Below are 22,429 nucleotides of genomic sequence, written 5' to 3'. Positions count from 1 at the left end.
GGCGCGGCGGGCGCGGCGGGCGCGGGCGGGCTGCCGGGCGCGCCCGCCGCAGGCCGGTCGCCGGGTGCAGCGGGCACGGACGGACCGCGGGGCACGGGCGGGCTGCTGGGCACGGACTCCGCGCGTCCGCCCGGTGCCACCGCCCCGGACGCGCGGGACGAGCGGTGGCTCCGAGTGGTCGGCCGGGCGTTGGAGCGCTGGGCGCCGCGGCTCGCCGACCTCGACCCGCTGCGGGCTCTCGACCGGGCGGACGCCGTCGGGGCGGTCGTGCTGCACCCCGGGCACCCGGACTGGCCGCACGGCCTCGACGACCTCGGGCCCGCGGCTCCGCTCGCCCTGTGGGTCCGTGGCCCCGCGGACCCGGCCGCGCTGCTCGGGCGAGCGGTCGCGGTCGTGGGAGCGCGCGCCGCCACGGTGTACGGCCGCCGCGTCGCCTCGGACCTCGCCGGTGGACTCGCCGCGCGCGACGTGACCGTCGTGTCCGGCGGGGCGTTCGGCATCGACGTCGCCGCGCACCGCGCCGCGCTCGCGGCCGGGGGTGTCTCCGTGGCCTTCCTCGCGGGAGGCATCGACCGGCCGTCACCGGTCGCCAACCTCGACGTCCTCGAGGCGCTGGTGGCCGGTGGGGGAGCGCTCGTCGCCGAGAGCCCGCCGGGCAGCACGCCGACCCGGTCCCGGTTCCTCCAGCGGAACCGCCTGATCGCGGCGTGCACGCGCGCGACGGTGGTCGTGGAGGCAGCCTGGCGGTCCGGCGCCCTGAGTACCGCCTCCCGGGCGGCGGAGCTCCTGCGACCCGTCGGCGCGGTTCCGGGCCCCGTCACGTCCATGGCGTCGGCCGGGTGCCACCGGCTGCTGCGCGACGGCGGCGCCGTCTGCATCACGGGCGTCGACGACGTTCTCGAGCTCGTCGGTCCGCCACCGTCCACGCGACCTCCCGCTCCGGCGCCGGGACCAGGGATGCGGTCGGCTGCCGAGTCGACCGGGGGCGTCCCACGGGCAGTCGCCCCGGGCGCGCAGGACTCGCCACACCGGGAGGGTCGACGTGGGGTGCTCGACGACGGGCCGGGCGGGCGCGGGGCGCTTGACGACGGGCCGGGCGGACGCGGGAGGCTCGGGGAAGGGCCGCCTGGACGCGCGGCGGTCGGGGAGGCGCCGACCCGGCATCCGGCGGTCGAGCACACGCACGGTGCGCGGTCCTCGCCGGCGGCGGGGACGGGCCGGGGCACCGCCGCGCAAGCGGAACGAGCAGCGGCGGACCGGGCGGACAGCGTGGAGTCGCGCGTGCTGGACGCGATGCCGCGCGGGTCGGCGGACGTCCCGGAGATCGCCCGCCGGGCGGGGCTCGCCGTCCGGGACGTCCAGTCCGCCCTCGGTCTGCTGGAGCTGCGGCGCGTCGTGGAGCGGAGCCCGGCGGGGTGGCGGCGGGTGCGAGCGTCACGGGGGCGCTGAGGGCAGGGCCGCGGCGGCGTCCGGGAGAGGGGAGATGTGCTGGTCGTTCGACGTCGCCGGCCCGGCGGAGGTCGCTGGGGGCACCTCGGCTGCGCCATGAGGGACGAGATACGAAGGTGTCCCGGGGAGGACGAGGCGGGAACGACGTCGCGAGACCGCGAACCGCCCCGGCATCCCGAGCCGCGGTCCGCAAGAGATGTCGGAAAGCGCTTCACACCAGCGGGTGACGTCTGGGGTGTCCTGCGTCCGTCAGGGGGAGCGTCGGGTGAAGTCGCGGACCGCGCGCACCCCGGCGACAGAGCGGAATCGGACAGCAGAATCGGACATTTGACCGTGATTCGTACAAGGGTGGGTGAATCGCGCCACAGACCGCTTGTCGCCCGGAGGTGTGACAGGCGACCGTAGTCCCGTGCAGACGGGGGCCGGGGTGGTGGAGGCGCGGAGCGACGACTCCGCGACCGACGCCTTCGCCGTGCACCTGCGGGCGCAGCGCGGCCTGTCCGAGAACACGGTGCGCGCCTACCTGGGCGATCTGGCCGACCTGGACGGCTACGCCCGGCGGCACGGCGCCGGCGGCCTGACGGGCGTCGACATCGCGGTGCTCCGCGGGTGGCTCGCCTCGATGGCCGCGAGCCGTCGCAGCCGGGCGACCCTGGCCCGGCGGGGGTCGGCCGCGCGCACGTTCTTCGCCTGGGCCGCCCGGACGGGGCGCGTGGACGCCGACCCCGCGCTGCGGCTGGCGAGCGCCCGCCCCGCCGCGCACCTGCCGACGGTCCTGGACCAGGGCGCCGCGGCGACGCTGCTCGACACGGCGCGCCGGCGTGCCGACGACGGCGACCCCGTGCACCTGCGGGACTGGGCGGCGCTGGAGCTGATGTACGCGACCGGTGCCCGGGTGGGCGAGCTGTGCGGCGCGGACGTCGACGACCTGGACCTGGGCGGACGGACGCTGCGGGTGACCGGCAAGGGGGACCGCCAGCGGGTCGTCCCCGTCGGCGAGCTCGCGGTCGAGGCCACCGAGGCCTGGCTCACCCGGGGCCGCCCGGCGCTCGCCACGGACGGCTCCGGCGCGGCGCTCCTGCTCGGACGCCGCGGCGGCCGGGCCGACCAGCGTCAGCTCCGGCAGGCCGTGCACGCCGTGTCGCGCCTCGCGGAGGTCGACGACGTGGCGCCGCACGCGCTCCGGCACTCCGTCGCGACCCACCTCCTGGAGGGCGGTTCGGACCTCCGGAGCGTCCAGGAGGTGCTGGGGCACGCCAGCCTCGCGACCACGCAGCGCTACACCCACGTGACCGCGGACCGCCTCCGCGCGTCCTACGAGCAGGCTCACCCCCGCGCATGACATCCGAGATGGAGACAGGCATGTCAGTCCCTGCTGAGGTCACCGCCCCCGTGGCGGTGCCCGACCGCCCTGCCTGGGCGCCGCTGGGTGTCATCCCCCGTCAGCACGCGCTGGAGCAGGACCTCGACGCGGAGAGCGAGCTCCTGCTGGCCCGCGCCGACGTGGACGCCGTCGACGTGCTCGGGAGCGAGGTCCTGGACGCCGGTGCCGACACCGCCGTGCTGCACCTCGCGGCCGTGGAGGACCTGGAGACGTCCGAGGACCTCGACGCCCCGGCGGTCGACCCCGTGGCGGAGGACTGGCTGCTGTTCAAGGCGGGCGGGGACCGGCTCGTGCGGGAGCGGCTCATCCTGCACTACGCGCCGCTCGTGACCGCGGTGGCGGGTCGCGTCGGGATGCGGCTGCCGGCCATGGTCGAGCACGCGGACCTGGTCTCCTACGGCATGTTCGGCCTCATCGACGCGATCGAGAAGTACGAGCCGGGCCGGTCGGTGAAGTTCGAGACGTACGCCGGCGCCCGGATCCGCGGCGCGATCATCGACGAGCTGCGCGCGATGGACTGGATCCCGCGCTCGGTCCGCACGAAGGCACGCGCGGTCGACCGCGCGTACGCGGAGCTGGAGAGCGAGCTGCACCGCGTCCCGACCGAGAGCGAGGTGGCGGCCCGCCTCGGCATGGACATCCGGGACCTGCGGGCGCTGTTCACCCAGCTCTCGACGGTCAACGTCGCGGCGCTCGACGAGCTGCTGGGCGCGGGCGAGGAGCGGGGCGACCGGCTGTCGCTGCTGGACACGCTCGGTGACGACAGCACGCCCGACCCCGAGAACTCGTTCGAGGCGCAGGAGACGAGGTTCCTGCTGGCCCGCGCCATCGACCAGCTCGGCGAGCGGGAGAAGCTCGTGCTGGTCCTGTACTACTACGAGGGCATGACGCTCGCGGAGATCGGGCGGGTGCTCGGCGTGACCGAGTCGCGCATCTCCCAGATGCACACCGCGGCGATGCTGCGCCTGCGGGCCCGTCTCACGGAGGCCGACCGCGGCTGAGCCGGGCCGCCGGGGCGCGCCGGCGAGCAGGACGACCGGCCCGCCGGTGAGCAGGGCCTCCGGGTCCAGGTAGGTCTCGCCGTCCCGGACCCCCCAGTGCAGGCAGGTCGCGGGAGCGCAGTGCGACCGGGCGCCGTCGGCGACGGTCCCGAGCACGTCCCCGGCGGAGACCCGCGTCCCGGCCCCGACGAGGGGCGCGACGGGCTCGACCGAGCTCCGCAGGCCGTCGTCGTGGCGGACCGTCACGACCGGCCGGTCCACGACGACGCCGGCGTGCGTGACGGTCCCCGCCCGCGGGGCGCGCACCGGCGTCCCGGCGGGGGCGCGCAGGTCGACGCCCCGGTGCCCGGCGGCCCACGGCTGCGGCGGCGCGTCGAACGCCTCGAGCACGACGAACGGGTCCACCGGGGGCGACCACCCGGCCGGGGTGTGCGGCGTCGCGCCGGGCGCCGCTGCGAGGGAGGCGACCGCCGTCGCCGCGAGCGTGGCGACGACGACGAGCAGCGCCAGCAGGGCGGCGGGTGGTCCGGGGGGCGGGAGGCGCATCGGCATGACGGCACGGTGCCGCGCGGGTCGCCGGGCGGGCGTGGCCGCGGGCTCCCGCCTGGGGACGCACCGCGTGCTGCGGCGCTGGGGAGGAGCGGAGCCCCGCTGCCGGACGGGTACCGTCGGTGAGCGTCCCGGGACCGGTCCCGGCGGCTCGCCCCGTCCGGTAGACTGCCTCCTGCGACCGGTGCGTGCCGGTCGACATCGCGCGTCATCACCGGCGCTCGCACCCGGACCGTCCGACGGTCCCGGGTGGGTGCGGCGGGCCGACGCCGGCAGCGGTCCGGGTTCGTCCCGGCGTCGGCGTGGGCGTGGCGCCAGGGACGCCGCCCGCCCGGGAGGCGTCGACAACCGGACGAGCGGGTCGGCCACGCGGCTGGCCCGCGATCAGTGTGCGCGCCCCCGACGTGGGCGCGTCGGAAGGACCTGTCATGGCCGTCGTGACCATGCGCCAGCTGCTCGAGAGCGGTGTCCACTTCGGGCACCAGACCCGCCGCTGGAACCCCAAGATGAAGCGCTTCATCTTCACCGAGCGCAACGGCATCTACATCGTCGACCTGCAGCAGTCGCTGTCCTACATCGACCGCGCGTACGACTTCGTCAAGGAGACCGTCGCGCACGGCGGCACCATCCTGTTCGTCGGCACGAAGAAGCAGGCGCAGGAGCCGGTCGCGGAGCAGGCCGCCCGCGTCGGCATGCCGTACGTGAACCAGCGCTGGCTGGGTGGCATGCTCACCAACTTCCAGACGGTGAACAAGCGCCTGCAGCGCCTCAAGGAGCTCGAGCTCATCGACTTCGACGACGTCGCGGGCAGCGCGTACACGAAGAAGGAGCTGCTCATCATGCGTCGCGAGAAGGACAAGCTCGCGAAGACGCTGGGCGGCATCCGTGACATGGCCCGGACCCCGTCCGCCGTGTGGATCGTCGACACCAACAAGGAGCACCTGGCCGTCGACGAGGCCCGCAAGCTGGGCATCCCGATCGTCGCGATCCTCGACACCAACTGCGACCCGGACGTCGTCGACTACCCGATCCCGGGCAACGACGACGCCATCCGCGCCGTGCAGCTGCTCACCCGCGTGATCGCGGACGCCGCCGCCGAGGGCACCCTGCAGCGCCACTCCGCCCGTCAGGGTGGCGGCGCCGAGGCCGCCCCGGCCGACGCCGAGCCGCTGGCCGAGTGGGAGCGCGAGCTCCTCGCGGGCGCCGAGGAGTCGCTGGCCGCCACGCAGGCGACCGCCGACGAGGCCCCCGCGGGCGAGGCCGGTGCCGCCGAGGGTGCCGCCACGCCGGGCCAGGACGCCGCTCCGGCCGTCGAGGCCGCCGCCGAGGCCGCCGCGACCGAGGCCGCCGCGACCGAGACCGCCGCCGCCGAGTCCGAGGGCGACGCCGAGTCCGAGTGACCCGGCTGCCCGACGACACGTACTGACGAGAAGGACGGGAAACACATGGCCAACTACTCGATGGCCGACATCAAGGCGCTCCGTGAGAAGACCGGCGCGGGCATGATGGACGTCAAGAAGGCCCTGGAGGAGGCGGAGGGCGACGCCGACAAGGCGCTCGAGATCATCCGCGTCAAGGGCCTGAAGGGCGTCAGCAAGCGCGAGGGCCGCTCGGCCTCCGACGGCCTGGTGGCCGCCGAGGTCGTCACCGCCGGTGACGGCGAGGACGAGGTCGGCGTCATCGTCGAGGTGAACTCCGAGACGGACTTCGTCGCGAAGAACGCCACCTTCATCACCCTGGCGGAGAAGGTCCTCGCGACCGCCGTCGCCTCCGGCGCCCGCGACGCGGACGCCCTGCTCGCGGCGGACGCCGAGGGCAAGGCCCTGCAGGACGTCGTCGACGAGACGGCCGCCGTGCTCGGCGAGAAGGTCGTGGTCCGCCGCGTCGCCCGCGTCGCCGGCGAGAAGGTCACCGTCTACCTGCACAAGGTGAACAAGGACCTCCCCCCGCAGGTCGGCGTGCTCGTCGCGACCGACGCCAAGGGCGCCGAGGTGGCGCGCGACATCGCGACGCACATCGCCGCGTTCTCGCCGTCGTACCTGACCCGCGACGAGGTCCCGGCCGAGACGGTCGAGAACGAGCGCCGCATCGCCGAGGAGACCGCCCGCAACGAGGGCAAGCCCGAGGCCGCGCTGCCGAAGATCGTCGAGGGCCGCCTCAACGGCTACTTCAAGGACGTCGTCCTGCTGGACCAGGCGTTCGCGAAGGACGCGAAGAAGTCCGTCGCCCAGGTGCTCGCCGAGGTCGGCGGCACGGTGACCGGCTTCGTGCGGTTCCGCGTCGGCGCCTGACGACGCACCACCCGGTGGCCCCGGCCCGGCAGGGCCGGGGCCACCGGCGCGAGCACCACCCGACGCACCCGTCGACCGCGGTCGAAGACACTGGAGGTTCCCCGTGACCAACGAGACCGACGCCCGGCGGGTGCTGCTCAAGCTGTCGGGGGAGGCCTTCGGCGGCGGGCTCGTCGGCCTGGACGCCGGCGTGGTCCGGCGCATCGCGGCCGAGATCGCCGAGGCCGTCCGCGAGGGCGTGCAGGTCGCGATCGTCGTCGGCGGCGGCAACTTCTTCCGCGGCGCGGAGCTGGCCCAGAACGGCCTGGACCGGGCGCGCGCGGACTACATGGGCATGCTGGGCACGGTGATGAACTGCCTGGCCCTGCAGGACTTCCTCGAGCAGGCCGGCGTGGACACGCGCGTGCAGACCGCCATCACGATGGGCCAGGTCGCCGAGCCGTACATCCCGCTGCGCGCCATCCGGCACCTGGAGAAGGGCCGCGTGGTCATCTTCGGCGCCGGTGCCGGCATGCCGTACTTCTCGACGGACACCGTGTCGGTGCAGCGTGCGCTCGAGACGCACTGCGACGAGGTCCTCATGGGCAAGAACGGCGTCGACGGCGTGTACAGCGCCGACCCGCGCACGGACCCCGACGCCGTGCGGCTGGACCACCTGACCTACACCGAGGCGATCGTCCAGGAGCTCGGGGTCATGGACTCCACCGCCCTGTCGATGTGCCGCGACAACGGCGTGCGCATGCGCGTCTTCGGGCTGGAGGCGCCGGGCAACGTCACCCGCGTGCTCCGGGGTGAGAAGATCGGGACGCTGGTCACCGAGGACTGACCCCGCCGGCGCGCCCGCCCGGCCGCACGCCTCCCGCACGCCCGCACCGCCAGCAGGACCTGAACCGAAGGAGCAACCGTGATCGACGAGATCCTCCTCGAGGCCGAGGAGAAGATGGACAAGGCCGTCGAGGTCGCGAAGGAGGACTTCGCCGCGATCCGCACGGGGCGCGCGAACGCGGCGATGTTCAACAAGATCACCGTCGACTACTACGGGAGCCCGACGCCGCTGCAGCAGCTCGCGTCGTTCAACGTGACCGAGGCCCGCACCATCCTCATCTCCCCGTTCGACAAGTCGTCGATGCAGGGGATCGAGAAGGCGCTGCGCGACTCGGACCTCGGCGTCAACCCGACGAACGACGGCAACGTCATCCGCGTGACCCTGCCCGCCCTCACGCAGGAGCGCCGCAAGGAGTTCGTGAAGCTGGCGAAGTCGAAGGCCGAGGACTCCCGCGTGTCGGTGCGCAACATCCGCCGCCGGGCGAAGGACGAGCTGGACCGCCTGGTCAAGGACGGCGAGGCCGGCGAGGACGAGGTCGTCCGCGCCGAGAAGGAGCTGGAGGCCGTGACGCGGCGCCACGTCGACCTGGTCGACCAGCTCCTGTCCTCCAAGGAGTCGGAGCTGCTCGAGGTCTGATGTCCGCTCCACCCGCCGTCGCCCCCGCCCCCGGCACCTCGCGTGCCGGGCGGGACCTGCCCGTCGCCACCGCCGTCGGACTCGGCCTGCTGGTCGCCGTCGCGGCGTCGCTGTTCCTCCGCAAGGAGGTGTTCGGCGTCGTCGCGGTGCTCGCCGTCGGGGCGGGGCTGTGGGAGCTGGCGCAGGCGTTCGCGCGCCGGGGCGTCCACATCCCGGTGCTCCCGCTGCTGGTGGGGGACGTCGGCATCCTCGTCTCCGCGTACGTCGCGGGCATGGAGGCGCTGTTCGTCGCGTTCGTGCTGACGGTCGGCGGGCTGGTGGTCTGGCGGGTGCTGGACGGCAGCGGCGCGCCGGCGGTGCGGGACGCGACGGCGGGCGTGTTCGCCGCGGCGTACCTGCCGCTCATGGCGGGGTTCGTGGTGCTCATGCTCGCGGCGGACGACGGGCCGATGCGGGTCGCGCTGTTCATCCTGCTGTGCGTCGCGAACGACACCGGCGGGTACGTGGTCGGCGTGCTGATCGGGCGGCACCCGCTGGCGCCGTCGGTGAGCCCGAAGAAGACCTGGGAGGGCCTGCTCGGCTCGGTGGTGCTGGCGTGCGTCGTCGGCGTGCTGGGCGTGCACCTCATGTTCGACGGGGACCCGGCCGTGGGCGCGCTGCTGGGCCTGGCCACCGTCGCCGTGGCCACGCTCGGGGACCTGGGCGAGTCGATGATCAAGCGGGACCTCGAGCTCAAGGACATGGGGACGCTGCTGCCGGGCCACGGCGGCGTGCTCGACCGCATCGACTCCATGCTGCTCGCCGCGCCCGTCGTGTACCTGCTGCTCGAGGCGCTCCAGCCCGTCGCGGCCTGATCCGGGGGGACCCATGAACGCCACACCCGTCGCACTCAACCTGTCCGCGCCGACGCGCGGCGCCCGCGGCAAGCCGCCGAAGCACTTCGTGGACCTCACGCCCGAGGAGCGGGTCGCCGCCGTCACGGAGCTCGGCGAGAAGCCGCTGCGCGCCAAGCAGCTCGCGACGCACTACTTCAGCCACCTCACCGCCGACCCGGCCGCCATGACCGACCTGCCCGCCGCGAGCCGCGACAAGCTGGTGGAGGCCCTGTTCCCGCCCCTGCTGACGGCGGCGCGCACGATGCAGGCCGACGGCGGCACGACCGTCAAGACGCTGTGGCACCTGTTCGACGGGGCGAAGGTCGAGTCGGTGCTCATGCGGTACGCGCACCGCTCCACGCTGTGCGTGTCGAGCCAGGCCGGCTGCGGCATGGCGTGCCCGTTCTGCGCGACCGGTCAGCTCGGCCTGACCCGCAACCTGTCGACGGCCGAGGTCGTCGAGCAGGTGCGTTCCGCGGCGGCCTCGCTCCAGGCCGGCGAGGTGCCGGGCGGCCCGACGCGCCTGTCGAACGTCGTGTTCATGGGCATGGGCGAGCCGCTCGCGAACTACAAGACGGTGATGGAGACGGTGCGCCGGCTGACCGCGCCGGTCCCGCAGGGCCTCGGCATGTCGGCCCGCAACATCACGGTCTCGACGGTCGGGCTCGTCCCGGCCATGCGCAAGCTCGCGGGCGAGGGCATCCCGGTGACGCTGGCCCTGTCCCTGCACGCGCCGGACGACGAGCTGCGCAACGAGCTCGTGCCGATCAACACCCGGTGGAGCGTCAAGGAGACGATCGACGCCGCCTACGAGTACTTCCAGGCGACGGGCCGGCGGGTGTCGATCGAGTACGCGCTCATGCGCGACATCAACGACCAGGCGTGGCGCGCGGACCTGCTCGGCACGGAGCTGAACCGGCGGGGGCGGGGCTGGGTGCACTGCAACCCGATCCCGCTGAACCCGACGCCCGGCTCCAAGTGGACGGCGAGCGATCCTGCCGTCGAGCAGGAGTTCGTGGCACGCTTGCGCGCACACGGCATCCCCACCACCGTCCGCGACACCCGCGGGTCCGACATCGACGGTGCGTGCGGCCAGCTGGCGGCTGAGGAGGACTGATGAGCGGCGGCACCATGTTCCGGCGGGTGACGGGCGTGCGCACCGGGTACCACCCGGAGGAGGTCGACGACTTCTTCACGCACGCACGCAGCGTCTACGAGCAGGGGCCGTCCGGGGCGCTGTCGAGCAAGGACGTGCGCACCGTCGCCTTCGACCTGGTGCGCCACGGCTACTCCACCACGGCCGTCGACGCCGCGCTCGACCGGCTGGAGGCGGCGTTCGTCGCCCGCGCCCGTGCGGACTTCATCGCGGAGCGCGGCCGGCAGGCGTGGCTGGAGCAGCTCGCCGAGCAGGCGCGCACGCTGTACGGCCGGCTGACCCGGCCCGACGGCGAGCGGTTCTCCCCGCCGAAGGGCCGGCAGGCCGGGTACCTCGCCGAGGACGTCGACGCGCTGTGCCACCGGCTGGTCGCGTACTTCGACACCAACACGCCGCTGGCGGCGCAGGAGGTGCGCTCGGCGGTGTTCCGGCGCGCGAAGGGCGCCAAGGCGTACGCCGAGGGACCCGTGGACGCGTTCTTCGAGCGCGCCGTGGACGTGCTGCTCGCCGCGGAGTAGCCCCGCCTCGGGCAGGATGGTGCGGATGAACGCGCGCACCGTCGTCCTGCTCGGCTCCACCGGTTCGATCGGCACCCAGGCCGTCGACGTCATCACCCGGAACCCCGACCGGTTCCGGGTGACGGGCCTCAGCGCGGGCGGGGCGGACCCCGCGGCGCTGGCCCGGCAGGCGGTGGCGCTCGGCGCGCAGACCGTCGCGGTGGCGGACCCCGACGCCGCGGGCACGGTGTTCGCCGCGCTCGTCCGCGCGTCCGCCGACGCCGGGCTGCGCCAGATGGGCGTCGAGGTGCTGACCGGCCCGGACGCGGCGACGCAGCTCGCGGCCCGCGGCGCGGACGTCGTGCTCAACGGCATCACGGGCTCCGTGGGCCTCGGCCCGACGCTCGCCGCCCTGGAGGCGGGCAGCACGCTGGCGCTGGCGAACAAGGAGTCCCTGGTGGCCGGCGGGCCCCTGGTGCGCGCCGCGGTGCGGCGCCCCGGGCAGGTCGTGCCGGTCGACTCGGAGCACTCGGCGATCGCGCAGTGCCTGCGGGGCGGCGCCCGGTCCGAGGTGCGGCGCCTGGTGCTGACGGCCTCCGGGGGACCGTTCCGCGGCCGGTCCCGCGACCGGCTCGCGGACGTGACGCCGGCGGAGGCCCTGGCGCACCCCACCTGGTCGATGGGCCCGGTGGTGACGGTCAACTCCGCGACGATGGTCAACAAGGGGCTGGAGCTGATCGAGGCTCACCTGCTGTTCGACGTCCCGGTGGCGGACATCCAGGTCGTGGTGCACCCGCAGTCCGTCGTGCACTCGATGGTGGAGTTCGCCGACGGGTCGACGATCGCGCAGGCGTCGCCGCCCGACATGCGGCTGCCGATCGCCCTCGGCCTGTCGTGGCCGGACCGCGTGCCGGACGCCGCCGTCCCGTGCGACTGGACCCGGGCGGGGTCGTGGACCTTCGAGCCTCTCGACGAGGACGTGTTCGGCGCGGTGGCGCTCGCCCGGGCCGCGGTCGGGGCGTCGGGCACGCACCCGGCGGTGTACAACGCGGCGAACGAGGAGGCCGTCGCGGCGTTCCTCGACGGCCGGCTGCCGTTCCTCGGGGTGGTGGGGACGGTCGAGGAGGTGCTCGCCGCCTACGAGGGCGCGCCGGCCGGCTCCGTGGCCGACGTGCACGCGGCGGAGGAGTGGGCGCGCGCCCGGGCGCGGGAGCGCATCGCGGCGGCCGCCTGACGGACGGCGCTCAGCCCCCCAGCAGCGGGGCGAGCGCCCGCGCCAGGCGGCTCGGCCGGCCGGTGAGGCGCTCCTCCGCGTCCGCCAGCGCCGCCCCGCGCAGCCCGGCGGTGATCCCCGCCCAGCGCGCCGGCTCCGGCTCCCACTCCGGGGAGCGGTGGCCCACCCACGGCAGCCGCGTCAGGGCCGACTCCGTGCCGGTGAGCAGGTCCGCCAGGGTGCGGCCCGCGAGGTTCGCGGTGGCGACGCCGTCGCCGACGTAGCCGCCGGCCCAGGCGATGCCGTCGTCCCCGAGCCCCACGGACGCGTGCCAGTCGCGCGGCACCCCGAGCGGACCGCCCCAGGCGTGCGTGATCCGGGCTCCCCGCACGGCGGGGAACAGGTCCACCAGGGCGTCGCGCAGCCGCCGGGCGACGCGCGGGTCCTGGTCGAACGCCGGGTCGACGGCCGAGCCCCAGTGGTACGGCGCCCCGCGGCCGCCGAACGCCAGCCGGTCGTCGGCGGTGCGCTGCCCGTAGACGAGCAGGTGCCGCCCGTCGGTGAACGTCTGCCCGCGCTCCAGGCCGATGAGGTCCCACGCGCTGGCCGGCAGGGGCTCGGTGGCGATCATCAGCGAGTACAGCGGGGCGAGGGCCCGGCGCGTGCCGGGCAGCGTCGCGGTCCACGCCTCGACGGCGCGCACGACGTGGCGGGCCCGGACGGTGCCCTGGTCGGTGACGACCGCCCGGGGCGAGATCCGCAGCGCGCGCGTCCCCTCGGCGAGGCGCGCGCCCCGGGCGGTGACGACGTCCGCGAGCCCGCGCACGAGCCGCGCGGGCTGCACCCGCGCGCAGTCCGGCGTCCACGTGCCGCCGAGCACGTCGTCGGCGCGGACGTGCTCGGCGACCTCGGCGGGGCCGAGCAGGTCCAGCTCGTCGCCCCAGCGGCCGGCGTCGGCGGCCTCGGCCGTCAGACGCGCGAGCTGCGCGGGCGTGCGGGCCAGCGTGACCGTGCCGCCGTACGCGAAGTCGCAGGCGATCTCCTCGGCGGCCGCCACGCCCCCCACCTCGACGACCGTGTCCCGCATGGCCGCGCGCATCGACCGCGCGGCCTCCTCCCCGTGCCGGCGGGCGAGCGCCTCGGCGGACACCGGGAACAGCGCCGAGCACCAGCCGCCGTTGCGGCCGCTCGCGCCGTAGCCGGCCACCGCCTGCTCGACCACCAGCACGTCCAGCGCGGGGTCGGCCTCCAGCAGGTAGTACGCGGTCCACAGGCCGGTGAGGCCCGCGCCGACCACGACGACGTCGGCCGTGGTGTCCCCGTCGAGCGGGTCACGCGGCTCCAGCGGCCCGTCGGCCGCCACCTGGTCGAACCACAGCGACAGCCCGGCCAGGTCCCGGCCCGCCGTCCAGGCGAGCACCGGCCCGCCCCCGGCCCGCGTCACAGCCGCGCCCACGCCTCGCCGAGCACCCCGCGCAGGATCTGGCCGATCTCGGCGAACTCCGCGGGCCCGCAGGTCAGCGGGGGCGCGAGCTGGATCACCGGGTCCCCGCGGTCGTCGGCCCGGCAGTACAGGCCGGCCTCGAACAGGGCGGGGGACAGGAAGTCGCGCAGCAGGTGCTCGGACTCGGCGTCGTCGAACGTCTCCCGGGTGCCCTTGTCCTTGACGAGCTCGATGCCGTAGAAGTACCCGGCGCCGCGCACGTCGCCCACGATCGGCAGGTCCAGCAGCCCCTCGAGCTCGGCCCGGAACAGCGGCGCGTTCTCGTGCACCCGCTGCGTGAGGCCCTCGCGCTCGAAGATGTCGAGGTTCGCCATCGCGACGGCCGCGGAGACCGGGTGCCCGCCGAACGTGTAGCCGTGGTAGAACGTCGCGTCGCCGGTGCGGAACGGCTCGTAGACCCGGTCGGAGACGAGCGTCGCGCCGATCGGGGAGTAGCCGGACGTCAGGCCCTTGGCGCAGGTGATCATGTCCGGCACGTACCCGAGGTCCTGGCACGCGAACAGCTCGCCGATGCGGCCGAACGCGCAGATGACCTCGTCGGAGACGAGCAGCACGTCGTAGCGGTCGCAGATCTCCCGGACCCGCTGGAAGTACCCGGGCGGGGGCGGGAAGCAGCCGCCGGCGTTCTGCACGGGCTCGAGGAACACCGCGGCGACGGTCTCGGGGCCCTCGAACTCGATGGCCTCCGCGATGCGGTCCGCCGCCCAGCGCCCGAACGCCTCCGGGTCGTCCCGCAGGTGCTCCGGCGCGCGGTACTGGTTGGTGTTCGGGACGCGCGTCGTCGACGGCACGAGGGGCTCGAACGGCGCCTTCAGCCCGGGGATGCCGGTGATGGACAGGGCGCCCTGCGTGGTCCCGTGGTAGGCGACGGCCCGGGAGATCACCTTGTGCTTGCCGGGCCGGCCCACGAGCTTCCAGTACTGCTTGGCCAGCTTCCACGCGGTCTCGACGGCCTCGCCGCCGCCGGTGGTGAAGAACACCCGGTTCAGGTCGCCCGGCGCGGCGTCCGCGAGGCGCTCGGCCAGGTCGATCGCCTGCGGGTGCGCGTACGACCACAGCGGGAAGAACGCGAGCTGCTCGGCCTGCTGCCGGGCCCGCTCGGCGAGCTCGGCGCGGCCGTGCCCGACCTGCACCACGAACAGGCCCGCGAGCCCGTCGAGGTACCGGCGCCCGCGGTCGTCCCAGATGTGGTGCCCCTCGCCGCGCACGATCGTGGGGACGTGCTGCTCCCACGCGCTCTGCCGCGTGAAGTGGCCCCACAGGTGGTCGCGGGCGGCGGCGTGCCGGTCGGTGCCGCGCGGGGTGACGGTGGTGAGGGTCTCGGTCATCGGGTTCCCCAGTCGTATTGCTGCTTGCGCAGCTTGAGGTAGACGAACGTCTCGGTGGCCCGCACGCCGGGCAGCGTGCGGATGCGGTCGTTGAGCACGGCGAGCAGGTGGTCGTCCCCGGTGCAGACGACCTCGACGAGCACGTCGAAGCCGCCCGCGGTGATGACCACGTAGTCGACCTCGGGGAGGGCGGCGAGCGCGTCGGCGAGCGCCTCGAGGTCGCCCTCGGCGCGGATGCCGATCATGGCCTGGCGGGCGAAGCCGACCTGCACGGGGTCGGTGACGGCGACGATCTGGACGACCCCCGAGTCCGTGAGGCGCTGCACGCGCTGGCGCACCGCGGCCTCGGACAGCCCCACGGCCTTGGCGATCGTCGCGTAGGAGCGGCGGCCGTCCTCCTGGAGCTGCTCGATGATCGCCTTGGACGTGTCGTCCAGGGCGGGGGTGGTCTCGGCGCGGGGTGTCACGCCCTCGATGGTCGCCCGGCGCTGCCGCCTCGCGCAAGGGATTCCGTCGCCCGGGCGCGTCGCCACCACGGATCCGGTCGGCGAAACACATCCTTAACGCAGATTTTCGCAAACGTGTCCTGCGGCGCGGGTGCTCCCGCGCCTAGCGTTCCCCCGACCGCGGCGCCCGGTGCGCCGACGGGTCGGACCGGAGGGGGAGGGCCTGTGACCGTGCCGAACGCCACGCCGCTCGTGCTGCAGAACTTCGTGGACGGCGCCCCGGTGCCCGCGGCCGATGGCCGGGTGGCCGACGTGCTCGACCCGAGCACCGGCGAGGTCTACGCGCAGGCCCCGGTGTCCGGCCCCGCCGACGTGGACGCCGCCGTGACGGCCGCCGCGTCGGCGTTCACCACGTGGCGCCGCACCACGCCGGCCGAGCGGCAGCGCGCGCTGCTGCGGATCGCGGACGCGCTCGAGGCGCGGGCGGACGATTTCGTCGCCGTGGAGTCACGGGACACCGGCAAGCCGCTGCACCTGACCGCGACGGAGGAGGTGCCGCCGTGCGCGGACCAGCTCCGGTTCTTCGCCGGGGCGGCGCGCATCCTCGAGGGGGCGTCCGCGGGCGAGTACCTCGCGGGCCACACGTCGTTCGTGCGGCGCGAGCCCGTCGGGGTGGTCGGCCAGGTCACGCCCTGGAACTACCCGCTGATGATGGCGGTCTGGAAGATCGCGCCCGCCCTGGCCGCCGGGAACACGGTGGTGCTCAAGCCGTCCGACACGACGCCCGCGTCCACGCTGCTGCTGGCCGAGGTGGCCGCGGAGTTCCTGCCGCCCGGCGTGCTCAACGTGGTGTGCGGCGACCGCGACACCGGCCGCGCGCTGGTCGCGCACCCGCGCCCGGACATGGTGGCGATCACGGGCTCCGTGCGGGCGGGCACCGAGGTCGCCGGCGCGGCGGCCCGGGACGTCAAGCGGGTGCACCTGGAGCTCGGCGGCAAGGCGCCGGTCGTGGTGTTCGCCGACGCGGACCTGGCCGCGGCGGCGGAGGGCATCGCGGCCGCCGGCTACTTCAACGCCGGGCAGGACTGCACCGCCGCCACGCGGGTGCTGGTGCAGGCGACCGTGCACGACGACTTCCTCGCCGCGCTGGCCGAGCAGGCGCGGGCGCAGCGCACCGGCATGCCGGACGACCCGGGCGTGGCGTTCGGGCCCGTGAACAGCGCCGCGCAGCTCGACCGCGTGACGGGGTTCCTCGACCGGCTGCCGGACCACGCGCAGGTCGTCGCCGGCGGCCACCGGCAGGGCGACCGCGGCTACTTCCACGAGGCCACCGTGGTCGCGGGCCTGCGGCCGGACGACGAGGCCGCGCGGGACGAGATCTTCGGGCCGGTCATCACGGTGCAGACGTTCACCGACGAGGCGGAGGCGCTGGCCCTCGCCAACGGCGTCCGCTACGGCCTGTCCGGCTCGGTGTGGACGACGGACCACGCCCGCGCGATGCGGATGTCCCGCGACCTCGACGCCGGCGTCGTGTGGATCAACACCCACATCCCGTTCGTGGCCGAGATGCCGCACGGCGGCTTCAAGCAGTCCGGCTACGGCAAGGACCTCTCGATGTACGGCTTCGAGGACTACACCCGCATCAAGCACGTCATGAGCGCCATCGAGTAGCGCGGCCCCGCCGGACCACCGGCCCGAGCCCCCGCCCCGACCCAGAGGAGTCCGATGTCCCCTCGACGAGCCCTCCCCGCCGACCCCCGCGTGCGCGCCGTCCTCGCCGCGGTCGGCGGCCGGCGCCGCGCCCCGGGAGCCGGCGCCGCCGCGCTCCCCGCCGTCCCGCCGGCGGGCGCCAGCCGCCGCCAGTTCCTCGCCGGCACGCTCGGCGGCGTCGGTGCGGGCCTGCTGCTCGCGGCCTGCGGCACCGGCGGCACCCCCTCGGGCGGCACCTCCGCGACGGCCGCCACCGACCTGTCGCAGACCGAGAAGCTGGTGCGCTGGGCCAACTGGACGCTGTACCTCGACCAGGACGACGCGGGCACCGGCTACCCGACCCTCGACGCGTTCACCGCGCAGACCGGCATCGACGTCACGTACGCCGAGGACGTCGACGACAACGACTCGTTCTACGGCAAGGTCTCCGGGCAGCTCGCCAACGGCCAGGACATCGGCTACGACATCGTCACGCTCACGGACTGGATGGCCGCGCGCCTGATCCGGATGGGCTACACCCAGGAGCTCGACCGCTCGGCGATGCCGAACGCGGACAACATCCTGCCGGACCTCGCCCAGGTGGACTTCGACCCCGGCCGGCGCCACTCCCTCACGTGGCAGTCCGGGTTCGGCGGGCTGGCGTGGGCGAAGGACCAGGTGCCCGGCGGCATGACGTCGGTCTCGGACCTGTGGGCGCCGGAGCTCGCCGGCAAGGTCGAGGTGCTCTCGGAGATGCGCGACACCATCGGGCTCATCATGCTCGACCAGGGCGTGGACCCGTCGGGCGACTGGGGCGAGGACGAGTTCGACGCGGCGCTCGCGGTGCTGCGGGACAAGATCGACTCCGGCCACATCCGGCAGGTCCGGGGCAACTCCTACGCGCAGGACCTGGTCAGCGGCGACGCGGTCGCGGTCATCGGGTGGTCCGGCGACATCACCGCGCTGAACTACGAGAACGACGACCGCTTCGCGTTCGCGATCCCGGAGGCCGGCGGCACGCTCTGGAGCGACAACCTCATGGTCCCCGTCGGCGCGACGCACAAGGCGAACGCCGAGGAGCTCATGAACTACTACTACGACCCGGAGGTCGCCGCCCAGGTCGCCGCGTGGGTCAACTACATCACCCCCGTGCAGGGCGCCCGCGAGGCCATGGAGGCGATCGACCCGGAGCTCGCCGAGAACCCGATGATCTTCCCGGACGAGGCCACGCTCGCCACCGCGCACGTGTTCCGGACGCTCACGCCCGAGGAGGAGACGACCTACAACGGCGCGTTCCTGGACGTGATCGGCGCGTGAGCGCGCACGCCGCCGGCCCCGCGACCCGCGCGGGCGCCGCCCTGGAGATCTGGGACGTCACGAAGTCGTTCGGGTCGTTCACCGCGGTGGACGACCTCACGCTGACGGTGCCCTCGGGGTCGTTCTTCGCGCTGCTCGGTCCGTCCGGCTGCGGCAAGACGACGACCCTGCGGATGGTGGCCGGCCTGGAGCAGCCCACGACCGGTGCGATCTCGATCGGGGGCCGCGAGGTCACCGGGACGGCGGCGCACCAGCGGCCCGTCAACACCGTGTTCCAGTCGTACGCCCTGTTCCCGCACCTGTCCGTGCTGGAGAACGTCGCGTTCGGCCTGCGCCGCCGCCGGGTGCGCGACGCGGTCGCCCGGGCGCGCGAGGGCCTGGACCTGGTGCAGCTCGGGCACCTCGGCGACCGGCGCCCGGCGCAGCTGTCCGGGGGGCAGCAGCAGCGGGTCGCGCTCGCCCGCGCCCTGGTCAACAACCCGGCGCTGCTGCTGCTCGACGAGCCCCTCGGCGCCCTCGACCTCAAGCTCCGCCGGCAGATGCAGACCGAGCTCAAGCGGATCCAGACCGAGGTGGGCCTCACGTTCGTGCACGTCACGCACGACCAGGAGGAGGCCATGACGATGGCCGACACGGTCGCGGTGATGAACCACGGGCGCATCGAGCAGCTCGGCAGCCCGGCGGACCTGTACGAGCTGCCGCGGACGGCGTTCGTGGCGAACTTCCTCGGGCAGTCGAACCTCGTCGCGGGCGAGGTGCGGGAGGGACCGGGGGCGGACGGCTCGCTGGGCGTCGACGTCGCCGGGGCGCGGCTGCGGGTGCCGGCGGCGCGCGCGGTGCGCACGTCCGGGCGGGTGCTCGTCGGGGTGCGGCCGGAGAAGGTGCGGCTGCTGGCGCCCGGGGAGGAGCCCGCGCCGGGGTCCAACGTGCTCGGCCCGGGGACCGTGACGGACGTGGCGTTCGCGGGGGTGAGCACCCAGTACCTCGTGGACGTCCCGGGCGCGGGGGTGTTCGGCGTCTTCGCCCAGAACCTGGCCGCCGGTGCGACGCTCGCCGTCGGCGACCCGGTGCGGCTCGCGTGGGCGGTGGACCACACCTTCGGCCTGGACGGGGCCGGGGCGGCCTCCGGGGGCGACGCCGCCACCGGCGCGGCGCCCGTCGCCGAGGCGGTCGCATGAGCATCGCCGCCGCCCTCGCCGACTCCGGGACCGCGCCCGCGGGGACCGCCGGACCGTCCGCGTCCGGGGCGGGTCGCCGGCGCTCCCGGTCCGGCGCGCTCGGCCTCATGCTGCCGGGCACCGCGTACCTCGTGCTGTTCTTCGTCGTCCCCGTCGGCGCGCTGCTCGCCACGTCGCTCTACGTGCCCGTGCCCGGCGGCGACGTCGGCCAGTTCCAGCCGGCGCTGCACTGGCAGAACTACACCGACGCGCTCGCGCAGTTCTGGCCGCAGCTCGTGCGGTCGTTCGCGTTCGCGCTGGTCGCGACCCTGGCCGCGCTCGTCATCGGCTACCCGCTGGCGTACGCGATCGCGGTGCGCGCCCGCGGCCGGACGCTGCTGCAGGGCGTCCTGCTCGTGCTGGTGGTCGCCCCGTTCTTCACGAGCTTCATCCTGCGCACCATCGCGTGGAAGCAGATCCTCGCCGACGACTCGTTCGTGGTGCAGGCGCTGCGGTGGCTGCACCTGCTGCCGCCGGACGGCCGGCTGACCGCGACGGCGTTCGCGGTGGTCGCGGGCCTCACCTACAACTTCCTGCCGTTCATGGCGCTGCCGATCTACGCCAGCCTGGAGCGGCTGGACCCCCGGCTGCTGGAGGCGGGGGACGACCTGTACGCGCGGCCGGTGACCACGTTCCGCACCGTGACGCTGCCCCTGTCGCTGCCGGGCGTGGTGTCGGGGACCCTGCTGACGTTCATCCCGGCCGCGGGGGACTACGTGAACTCGTCCCTGCTCGGCAACAGCACCGACACCGCCATGATCGGGCAGGTCATCGACGCCCGGTTCTTCAAGGTGCTCGACTACCCGACGGCCGCCGCGCTGTCGGTGGTCCTCATGGCCGCGATCCTCGTGCTCGTCGGGCTGTACGTCCGCCGCGCCGGCACCGAGGAGCTGGTGTGAGCGCGCGCCCGGGGCCGCGCCCGCGCCGGTGGCGGGTCGGCGGCGCGCTCGTCCCGGTGTTCGCGGGGCTGGCGTTCCTCTACCTGCTCGTGCCGGTGGCCTACACCGTGGCGTTCTCCTTCAACGACGCCGGCAAGACCAACCTCGTGTGGCGCGGCTTCACGCTGGACAACTGGCGCAACCCGTGCGGCGCCCCGCAGGTCTGCGAGGCGTTCGCGAACTCGATCCAGGTCGGGCTGCTCTCCACGCTCGTCGCCACGGCGCTCGGCACGCTCGTCGCGATCGCGCTCGTGCGCTACCGGTTCCGGGGCCGCGCGCTGGCGAACCTGCTCATCTTCCTGCCGATGTCGACTCCCGAGGTCGTGCTCGGGGCCGCGCTGCTCGCGCAGTTCCTGTCGCTGCGGGTGCAGCTCGGGTTCTGGACGGTGGTCGCCGCGCACGTGATGTTCTGCATCTCGTTCGTCGTCGTGGCGGTCAAGGCGCGGGTGGCCTCGCTGGACCCGCGCCTCGAGGAGGCCGCGGCGGACCTGTTCGCGACGCCCTGGCAGGCGTTCTGGCGCGTGACGTTCCCGCTGCTGCTGCCGGGCATCGCCGCCGCGGCGCTGCTCGCGTTCAGCCTCAGCTTCGACGACTTCATCATCACGAACTTCAACTCCGGCAGCTTCACCACGTTCCCGAAGTTCGTCTACGTCTCGGCGACGCGCGGCATCCCGCCGCAGGCCAACGTCATCGGGTCGTCCATGTTCGCCCTGTCGCTCCTCGTGGTGATCGGGTCCCAGGTCGTCCGGGCCGGCAGGGCCGGGCGGCAGCGACGGCGCCTGTCCACGGCGCCCTGACGGAGAGGTTCCCCATGCGGGTCGTCGTGGTCGGCAGCGGCGGGGTGGGCGACGCGGTCGCCCGGATCGCCGCCCGGCGCCAGTTCTTCGAGCTCCTGGTGGTCGCGGACCGGGACCCCGGGCGGGCGGCCCGCACGGTCGCCGCCGCGGCCGGGCGGGACGTCGTCGGCGGGCGGTTCGTCGCCGCGCAGGTCGACGCCTCGGACCCCGCGGCGGTCGCGGCGCTGCTGCGGGAGCACCGCGCCACGCACGTCCTCAACGCCGTCGACCCGCGCTTCGTGATACCGGTGTTCGACGCGGCGCTCGCGGCCGGGGTGGACTACCTCGACATGGCGATGTCCCTGTCGACGCCGCACCCCGACGCCCCGTACGAGCAGGTGGGCGTGAAGCTGGGGGACCGGCAGCTCGCCCGGGCCGCCGACTGGGAGGCCGCGGGCCGCCTCGCCCTGCTGGGCATCGGCGTCGAGCCGGGGCTGTCCGACGTCTTCGCGCGGTACGCCGCCGACCACCTGTTCGACCGGATCGAGGAGCTCGGGGTGCGCGACGGCGCCAACCTCGTGGTGCGCGGCGAGGACGGCGAGCCGGTGTTCGCCCCGTCGTTCTCCATCTGGACGACCATCGAGGAGTGCCTCAACCCGCCGGTGGTCTACGACGCGGCGCGCGCCCGGGCCGCGGGGGACCGCGACGCGGGGTGGCACACCGTCCCGCCGTTCCACGAGCCGGAGGTGTTCGACTTCCCGGCGCCCGTCGGCCCGGTGGAGTGCGTGCACGTGGAGCACGAGGAGGTGCTGCTCATGCCGCGGTGGGTGGACGCCGAGCGGGTCACGTTCAAGTACGGCCTCGGCGAGGAGTTCATCGGCGTGCTGCGGACCCTGCACACCCTGGGCCTCGACTCCACCGTGCCCGTGCGGGTCGGCGGCGTCGAGGTCAGCCCCCGCGACGTCGTGGCGGCGGTCCTGCCCGACCCGGCGACCCTGGGCGACCGCATGTCCGGCTCCACGTGCGCCGGGCTGCTCGTCACGGGGACCGGCAAGGACGGCGCGCCCCGCGAGGTCTACCTGCACCACCTCGTGGACAACGCCTGGTCGATGGCGGAGTACGGCGCGCAGTGCGTGGTGTGGCAGACCGCGGTCAACCCCGTCGTCGCCCTGGAGCTGCTCGCGCAGGGCACGTGGTCGGGGACCGGGGTGCTCGGGCCGGAGGCGTTCGACGCGGTGCCGTTCCTGGAGCTGCTGGCGGCACCCGGGCCGCAGGGGTACGGATCGCCCTGGGGGATGGACGAGCGCACGCCGGCGGTGGCCGCCGCCGGGTGATCC

General features: G+C 74.8%; 20 protein-coding genes and 1 pseudogene. 17 read left to right on the top strand and 4 right to left on the bottom strand.

What is annotated here, in order from left to right:
* Positions 1-30: 30 nt before the first annotated feature.
* From dprA to whiG, 3 genes are all read left to right on the top strand, one after another.
* Positions 31-1,449 (top strand): DNA-processing protein DprA, encoded by a 1,419-nt coding sequence (gene dprA, locus AAHH18_RS16680; RefSeq protein ID WP_343302384.1) that lies wholly within the window; start codon positions 31-33, stop codon positions 1,447-1,449.
* 409 nt (positions 1,450-1,858) lie between these two features.
* The gene (locus AAHH18_RS16675; RefSeq protein ID WP_283319955.1) at positions 1,859-2,791 is read left to right on the top strand and encodes a tyrosine recombinase XerC; all 933 of its coding nucleotides are present in this window, start codon (positions 1,859-1,861) and stop codon (positions 2,789-2,791) included.
* A 20-nt stretch (positions 2,792-2,811) separates the two neighbouring features.
* Positions 2,812-3,834 carry an RNA polymerase sigma factor WhiG gene (gene whiG / locus AAHH18_RS16670; RefSeq protein ID WP_343302381.1) on the top strand — a complete coding sequence of 341 codons (1,023 nt, stop codon included), beginning with the start codon at positions 2,812-2,814 and terminating at the stop codon, positions 3,832-3,834.
* Positions 3,835-3,906: 72 nt separating this feature from the next.
* Here the strand turns inward: whiG and AAHH18_RS16665 are convergent.
* Positions 3,907-4,380: pseudogene (locus AAHH18_RS16665) on the bottom strand (M23 family metallopeptidase); the annotation flags it as partial.
* Between the two features lie 431 nt (positions 4,381-4,811).
* Here AAHH18_RS16665 and rpsB point away from each other — a divergent pair.
* The 8 genes from rpsB to dxr all read left to right on the top strand — a co-directional run bounded on the left by rpsB (position 4,812) and on the right by dxr (position 11,898).
* Positions 4,812-5,783 (top strand): 30S ribosomal protein S2, encoded by a 972-nt coding sequence (gene rpsB / locus AAHH18_RS16660; RefSeq protein ID WP_343302380.1) that lies wholly within the window; start codon positions 4,812-4,814, stop codon positions 5,781-5,783.
* A 45-nt stretch (positions 5,784-5,828) separates the two neighbouring features.
* Positions 5,829-6,674 (top strand): translation elongation factor Ts, encoded by an 846-nt coding sequence (gene tsf / locus AAHH18_RS16655; protein ID WP_283319958.1) that lies wholly within the window; start codon positions 5,829-5,831, stop codon positions 6,672-6,674.
* A 103-nt stretch (positions 6,675-6,777) separates the two neighbouring features.
* Positions 6,778-7,500, top strand: a complete 723-nt coding sequence (gene pyrH, locus AAHH18_RS16650; protein ID WP_283319959.1) for a UMP kinase — start codon at positions 6,778-6,780, stop codon at positions 7,498-7,500.
* A 78-nt stretch (positions 7,501-7,578) separates the two neighbouring features.
* On the top strand, positions 7,579-8,136 hold the full coding sequence (gene frr / locus AAHH18_RS16645; protein WP_283319960.1) for a ribosome recycling factor: 558 nt from the start codon (positions 7,579-7,581) through the stop codon (positions 8,134-8,136).
* Complete coding sequence (locus AAHH18_RS16640) at positions 8,136-8,990, top strand: phosphatidate cytidylyltransferase (protein WP_283319961.1); 855 nt, start codon at positions 8,136-8,138, stop codon at positions 8,988-8,990. The genes frr and AAHH18_RS16640 overlap by 1 nt, the downstream gene beginning before the upstream one ends.
* A gap of 13 nt (positions 8,991-9,003) precedes the next feature.
* Entirely contained in the window at positions 9,004-10,128 is a 1,125-nt protein-coding gene (gene rlmN / locus AAHH18_RS16635; RefSeq protein ID WP_343302379.1) for a dual-specificity RNA methyltransferase RlmN, read from the top strand.
* The gene (locus AAHH18_RS16630; protein ID WP_283319963.1) at positions 10,128-10,685 is read left to right on the top strand and encodes a DivIVA domain-containing protein; all 558 of its coding nucleotides are present in this window, start codon (positions 10,128-10,130) and stop codon (positions 10,683-10,685) included. Before rlmN ends, AAHH18_RS16630 begins: the two co-directional genes overlap by 1 nt.
* 25 nt (positions 10,686-10,710) lie before the next feature.
* A complete protein-coding gene (gene dxr / locus AAHH18_RS16625; RefSeq protein ID WP_343302378.1) occupies positions 10,711-11,898 on the top strand; it encodes a 1-deoxy-D-xylulose-5-phosphate reductoisomerase in 1,188 nt (395 codons plus the stop codon).
* A gap of 10 nt (positions 11,899-11,908) precedes the next feature.
* Here the strand turns inward: dxr and AAHH18_RS16620 are convergent, their stop codons facing one another.
* Genes AAHH18_RS16620 through AAHH18_RS16610 form a run of 3 tightly spaced genes read right to left on the bottom strand, consistent with a single transcriptional unit; the run spans position 11,909 to position 15,176 of the window.
* Positions 11,909-13,333 carry an NAD(P)/FAD-dependent oxidoreductase gene (locus tag AAHH18_RS16620; protein WP_343302377.1) on the bottom strand — a complete coding sequence of 475 codons (1,425 nt, stop codon included), beginning with the start codon at positions 13,331-13,333 and terminating at the stop codon, positions 11,909-11,911.
* Positions 13,318-14,709 carry an aspartate aminotransferase family protein gene (locus AAHH18_RS16615; RefSeq protein WP_343302376.1) on the bottom strand — a complete coding sequence of 464 codons (1,392 nt, stop codon included), beginning with the start codon at positions 14,707-14,709 and terminating at the stop codon, positions 13,318-13,320. Before AAHH18_RS16615 ends, AAHH18_RS16620 begins: the two co-directional genes overlap by 16 nt.
* Positions 14,706-15,176: an Lrp/AsnC family transcriptional regulator gene (locus AAHH18_RS16610; protein WP_343302375.1), complete on the bottom strand. Its 471-nt coding sequence runs from the start codon at positions 15,174-15,176 to the stop codon at positions 14,706-14,708. The genes AAHH18_RS16615 and AAHH18_RS16610 overlap by 4 nt, the downstream gene beginning before the upstream one ends.
* A 204-nt stretch (positions 15,177-15,380) precedes the next feature.
* On the opposite strand from AAHH18_RS16610, the gene AAHH18_RS16605 reads away from it, so the two are divergent.
* From AAHH18_RS16605 to AAHH18_RS16580, 6 genes are read left to right on the top strand one after another with little or no spacing between them, the layout of a single operon-like run.
* Entirely contained in the window at positions 15,381-16,826 is a 1,446-nt protein-coding gene (locus tag AAHH18_RS16605) for an aminobutyraldehyde dehydrogenase (RefSeq protein WP_459349157.1), read from the top strand.
* 54 nt (positions 16,827-16,880) lie between these two features.
* Positions 16,881-18,161, top strand: coding sequence for a polyamine ABC transporter substrate-binding protein (locus AAHH18_RS16600; protein ID WP_343302374.1), 1,281 nt, complete (start codon positions 16,881-16,883; stop codon positions 18,159-18,161).
* On the top strand, positions 18,158-19,339 hold the full coding sequence (locus tag AAHH18_RS16595) for an ABC transporter ATP-binding protein (protein ID WP_343302373.1): 1,182 nt from the start codon (positions 18,158-18,160) through the stop codon (positions 19,337-19,339). The genes AAHH18_RS16600 and AAHH18_RS16595 overlap by 4 nt, the downstream gene beginning before the upstream one ends.
* Positions 19,336-20,277, top strand: coding sequence for an ABC transporter permease (locus AAHH18_RS16590; protein WP_283319969.1), 942 nt, complete (start codon positions 19,336-19,338; stop codon positions 20,275-20,277). Before AAHH18_RS16595 ends, AAHH18_RS16590 begins: the two co-directional genes overlap by 4 nt.
* Positions 20,274-21,113 carry an ABC transporter permease gene (locus tag AAHH18_RS16585; RefSeq protein WP_283319970.1) on the top strand — a complete coding sequence of 280 codons (840 nt, stop codon included), beginning with the start codon at positions 20,274-20,276 and terminating at the stop codon, positions 21,111-21,113. Before AAHH18_RS16590 ends, AAHH18_RS16585 begins: the two co-directional genes overlap by 4 nt.
* Before the next feature lie 14 nt (positions 21,114-21,127).
* Positions 21,128-22,426 (top strand): saccharopine dehydrogenase family protein, encoded by a 1,299-nt coding sequence (locus AAHH18_RS16580; RefSeq protein WP_343302372.1) that lies wholly within the window; start codon positions 21,128-21,130, stop codon positions 22,424-22,426.
* Positions 22,427-22,429 lie beyond the last annotated feature (3 nt).

Source organism: Cellulomonas olei (assembly GCF_039548315.1).
GTDB lineage: Bacteria > Actinomycetota > Actinomycetes > Actinomycetales > Cellulomonadaceae > Cellulomonas.
The sequence above is the reverse complement of the archived record's forward strand: the minus strand, read 5'-3'. Positions and strand labels throughout refer to the sequence as shown.

Bases quoted from the DNA above. Each gene is read 5' to 3' on its own strand.
- whiG (WP_343302381.1), top strand. From the start codon at position 2,812: ATGTCAGTCCCTGCTGAGGTCACCGCCCCCGTGGCGGTGCCCGACCGC.
- rpsB (WP_343302380.1), top strand. From the start codon at position 4,812: ATGGCCGTCGTGACCATGCGCCAGCTGCTCGAGAGCGGTGTCCACTTC.
- tsf (WP_283319958.1), top strand. From the start codon at position 5,829: ATGGCCAACTACTCGATGGCCGACATCAAGGCGCTCCGTGAGAAGACC.
- AAHH18_RS16640 (WP_283319961.1), top strand. From the start codon at position 8,136: ATGTCCGCTCCACCCGCCGTCGCCCCCGCCCCCGGCACCTCGCGTGCC.
- rlmN (WP_343302379.1), top strand. From the start codon at position 9,004: ATGAACGCCACACCCGTCGCACTCAACCTGTCCGCGCCGACGCGCGGC.
- AAHH18_RS16630 (WP_283319963.1), top strand. From the start codon at position 10,128: ATGAGCGGCGGCACCATGTTCCGGCGGGTGACGGGCGTGCGCACCGGG.
- dxr (WP_343302378.1), top strand. From the start codon at position 10,711: ATGAACGCGCGCACCGTCGTCCTGCTCGGCTCCACCGGTTCGATCGGC.
- AAHH18_RS16615 (WP_343302376.1), bottom strand. From the start codon at position 14,709: ATGACCGAGACCCTCACCACCGTCACCCCGCGCGGCACCGACCGGCAC.
- AAHH18_RS16600 (WP_343302374.1), top strand. From the start codon at position 16,881: ATGTCCCCTCGACGAGCCCTCCCCGCCGACCCCCGCGTGCGCGCCGTC.
- AAHH18_RS16590 (WP_283319969.1), top strand. From the start codon at position 19,336: ATGAGCATCGCCGCCGCCCTCGCCGACTCCGGGACCGCGCCCGCGGGG.
- AAHH18_RS16580 (WP_343302372.1), top strand. From the start codon at position 21,128: ATGCGGGTCGTCGTGGTCGGCAGCGGCGGGGTGGGCGACGCGGTCGCC.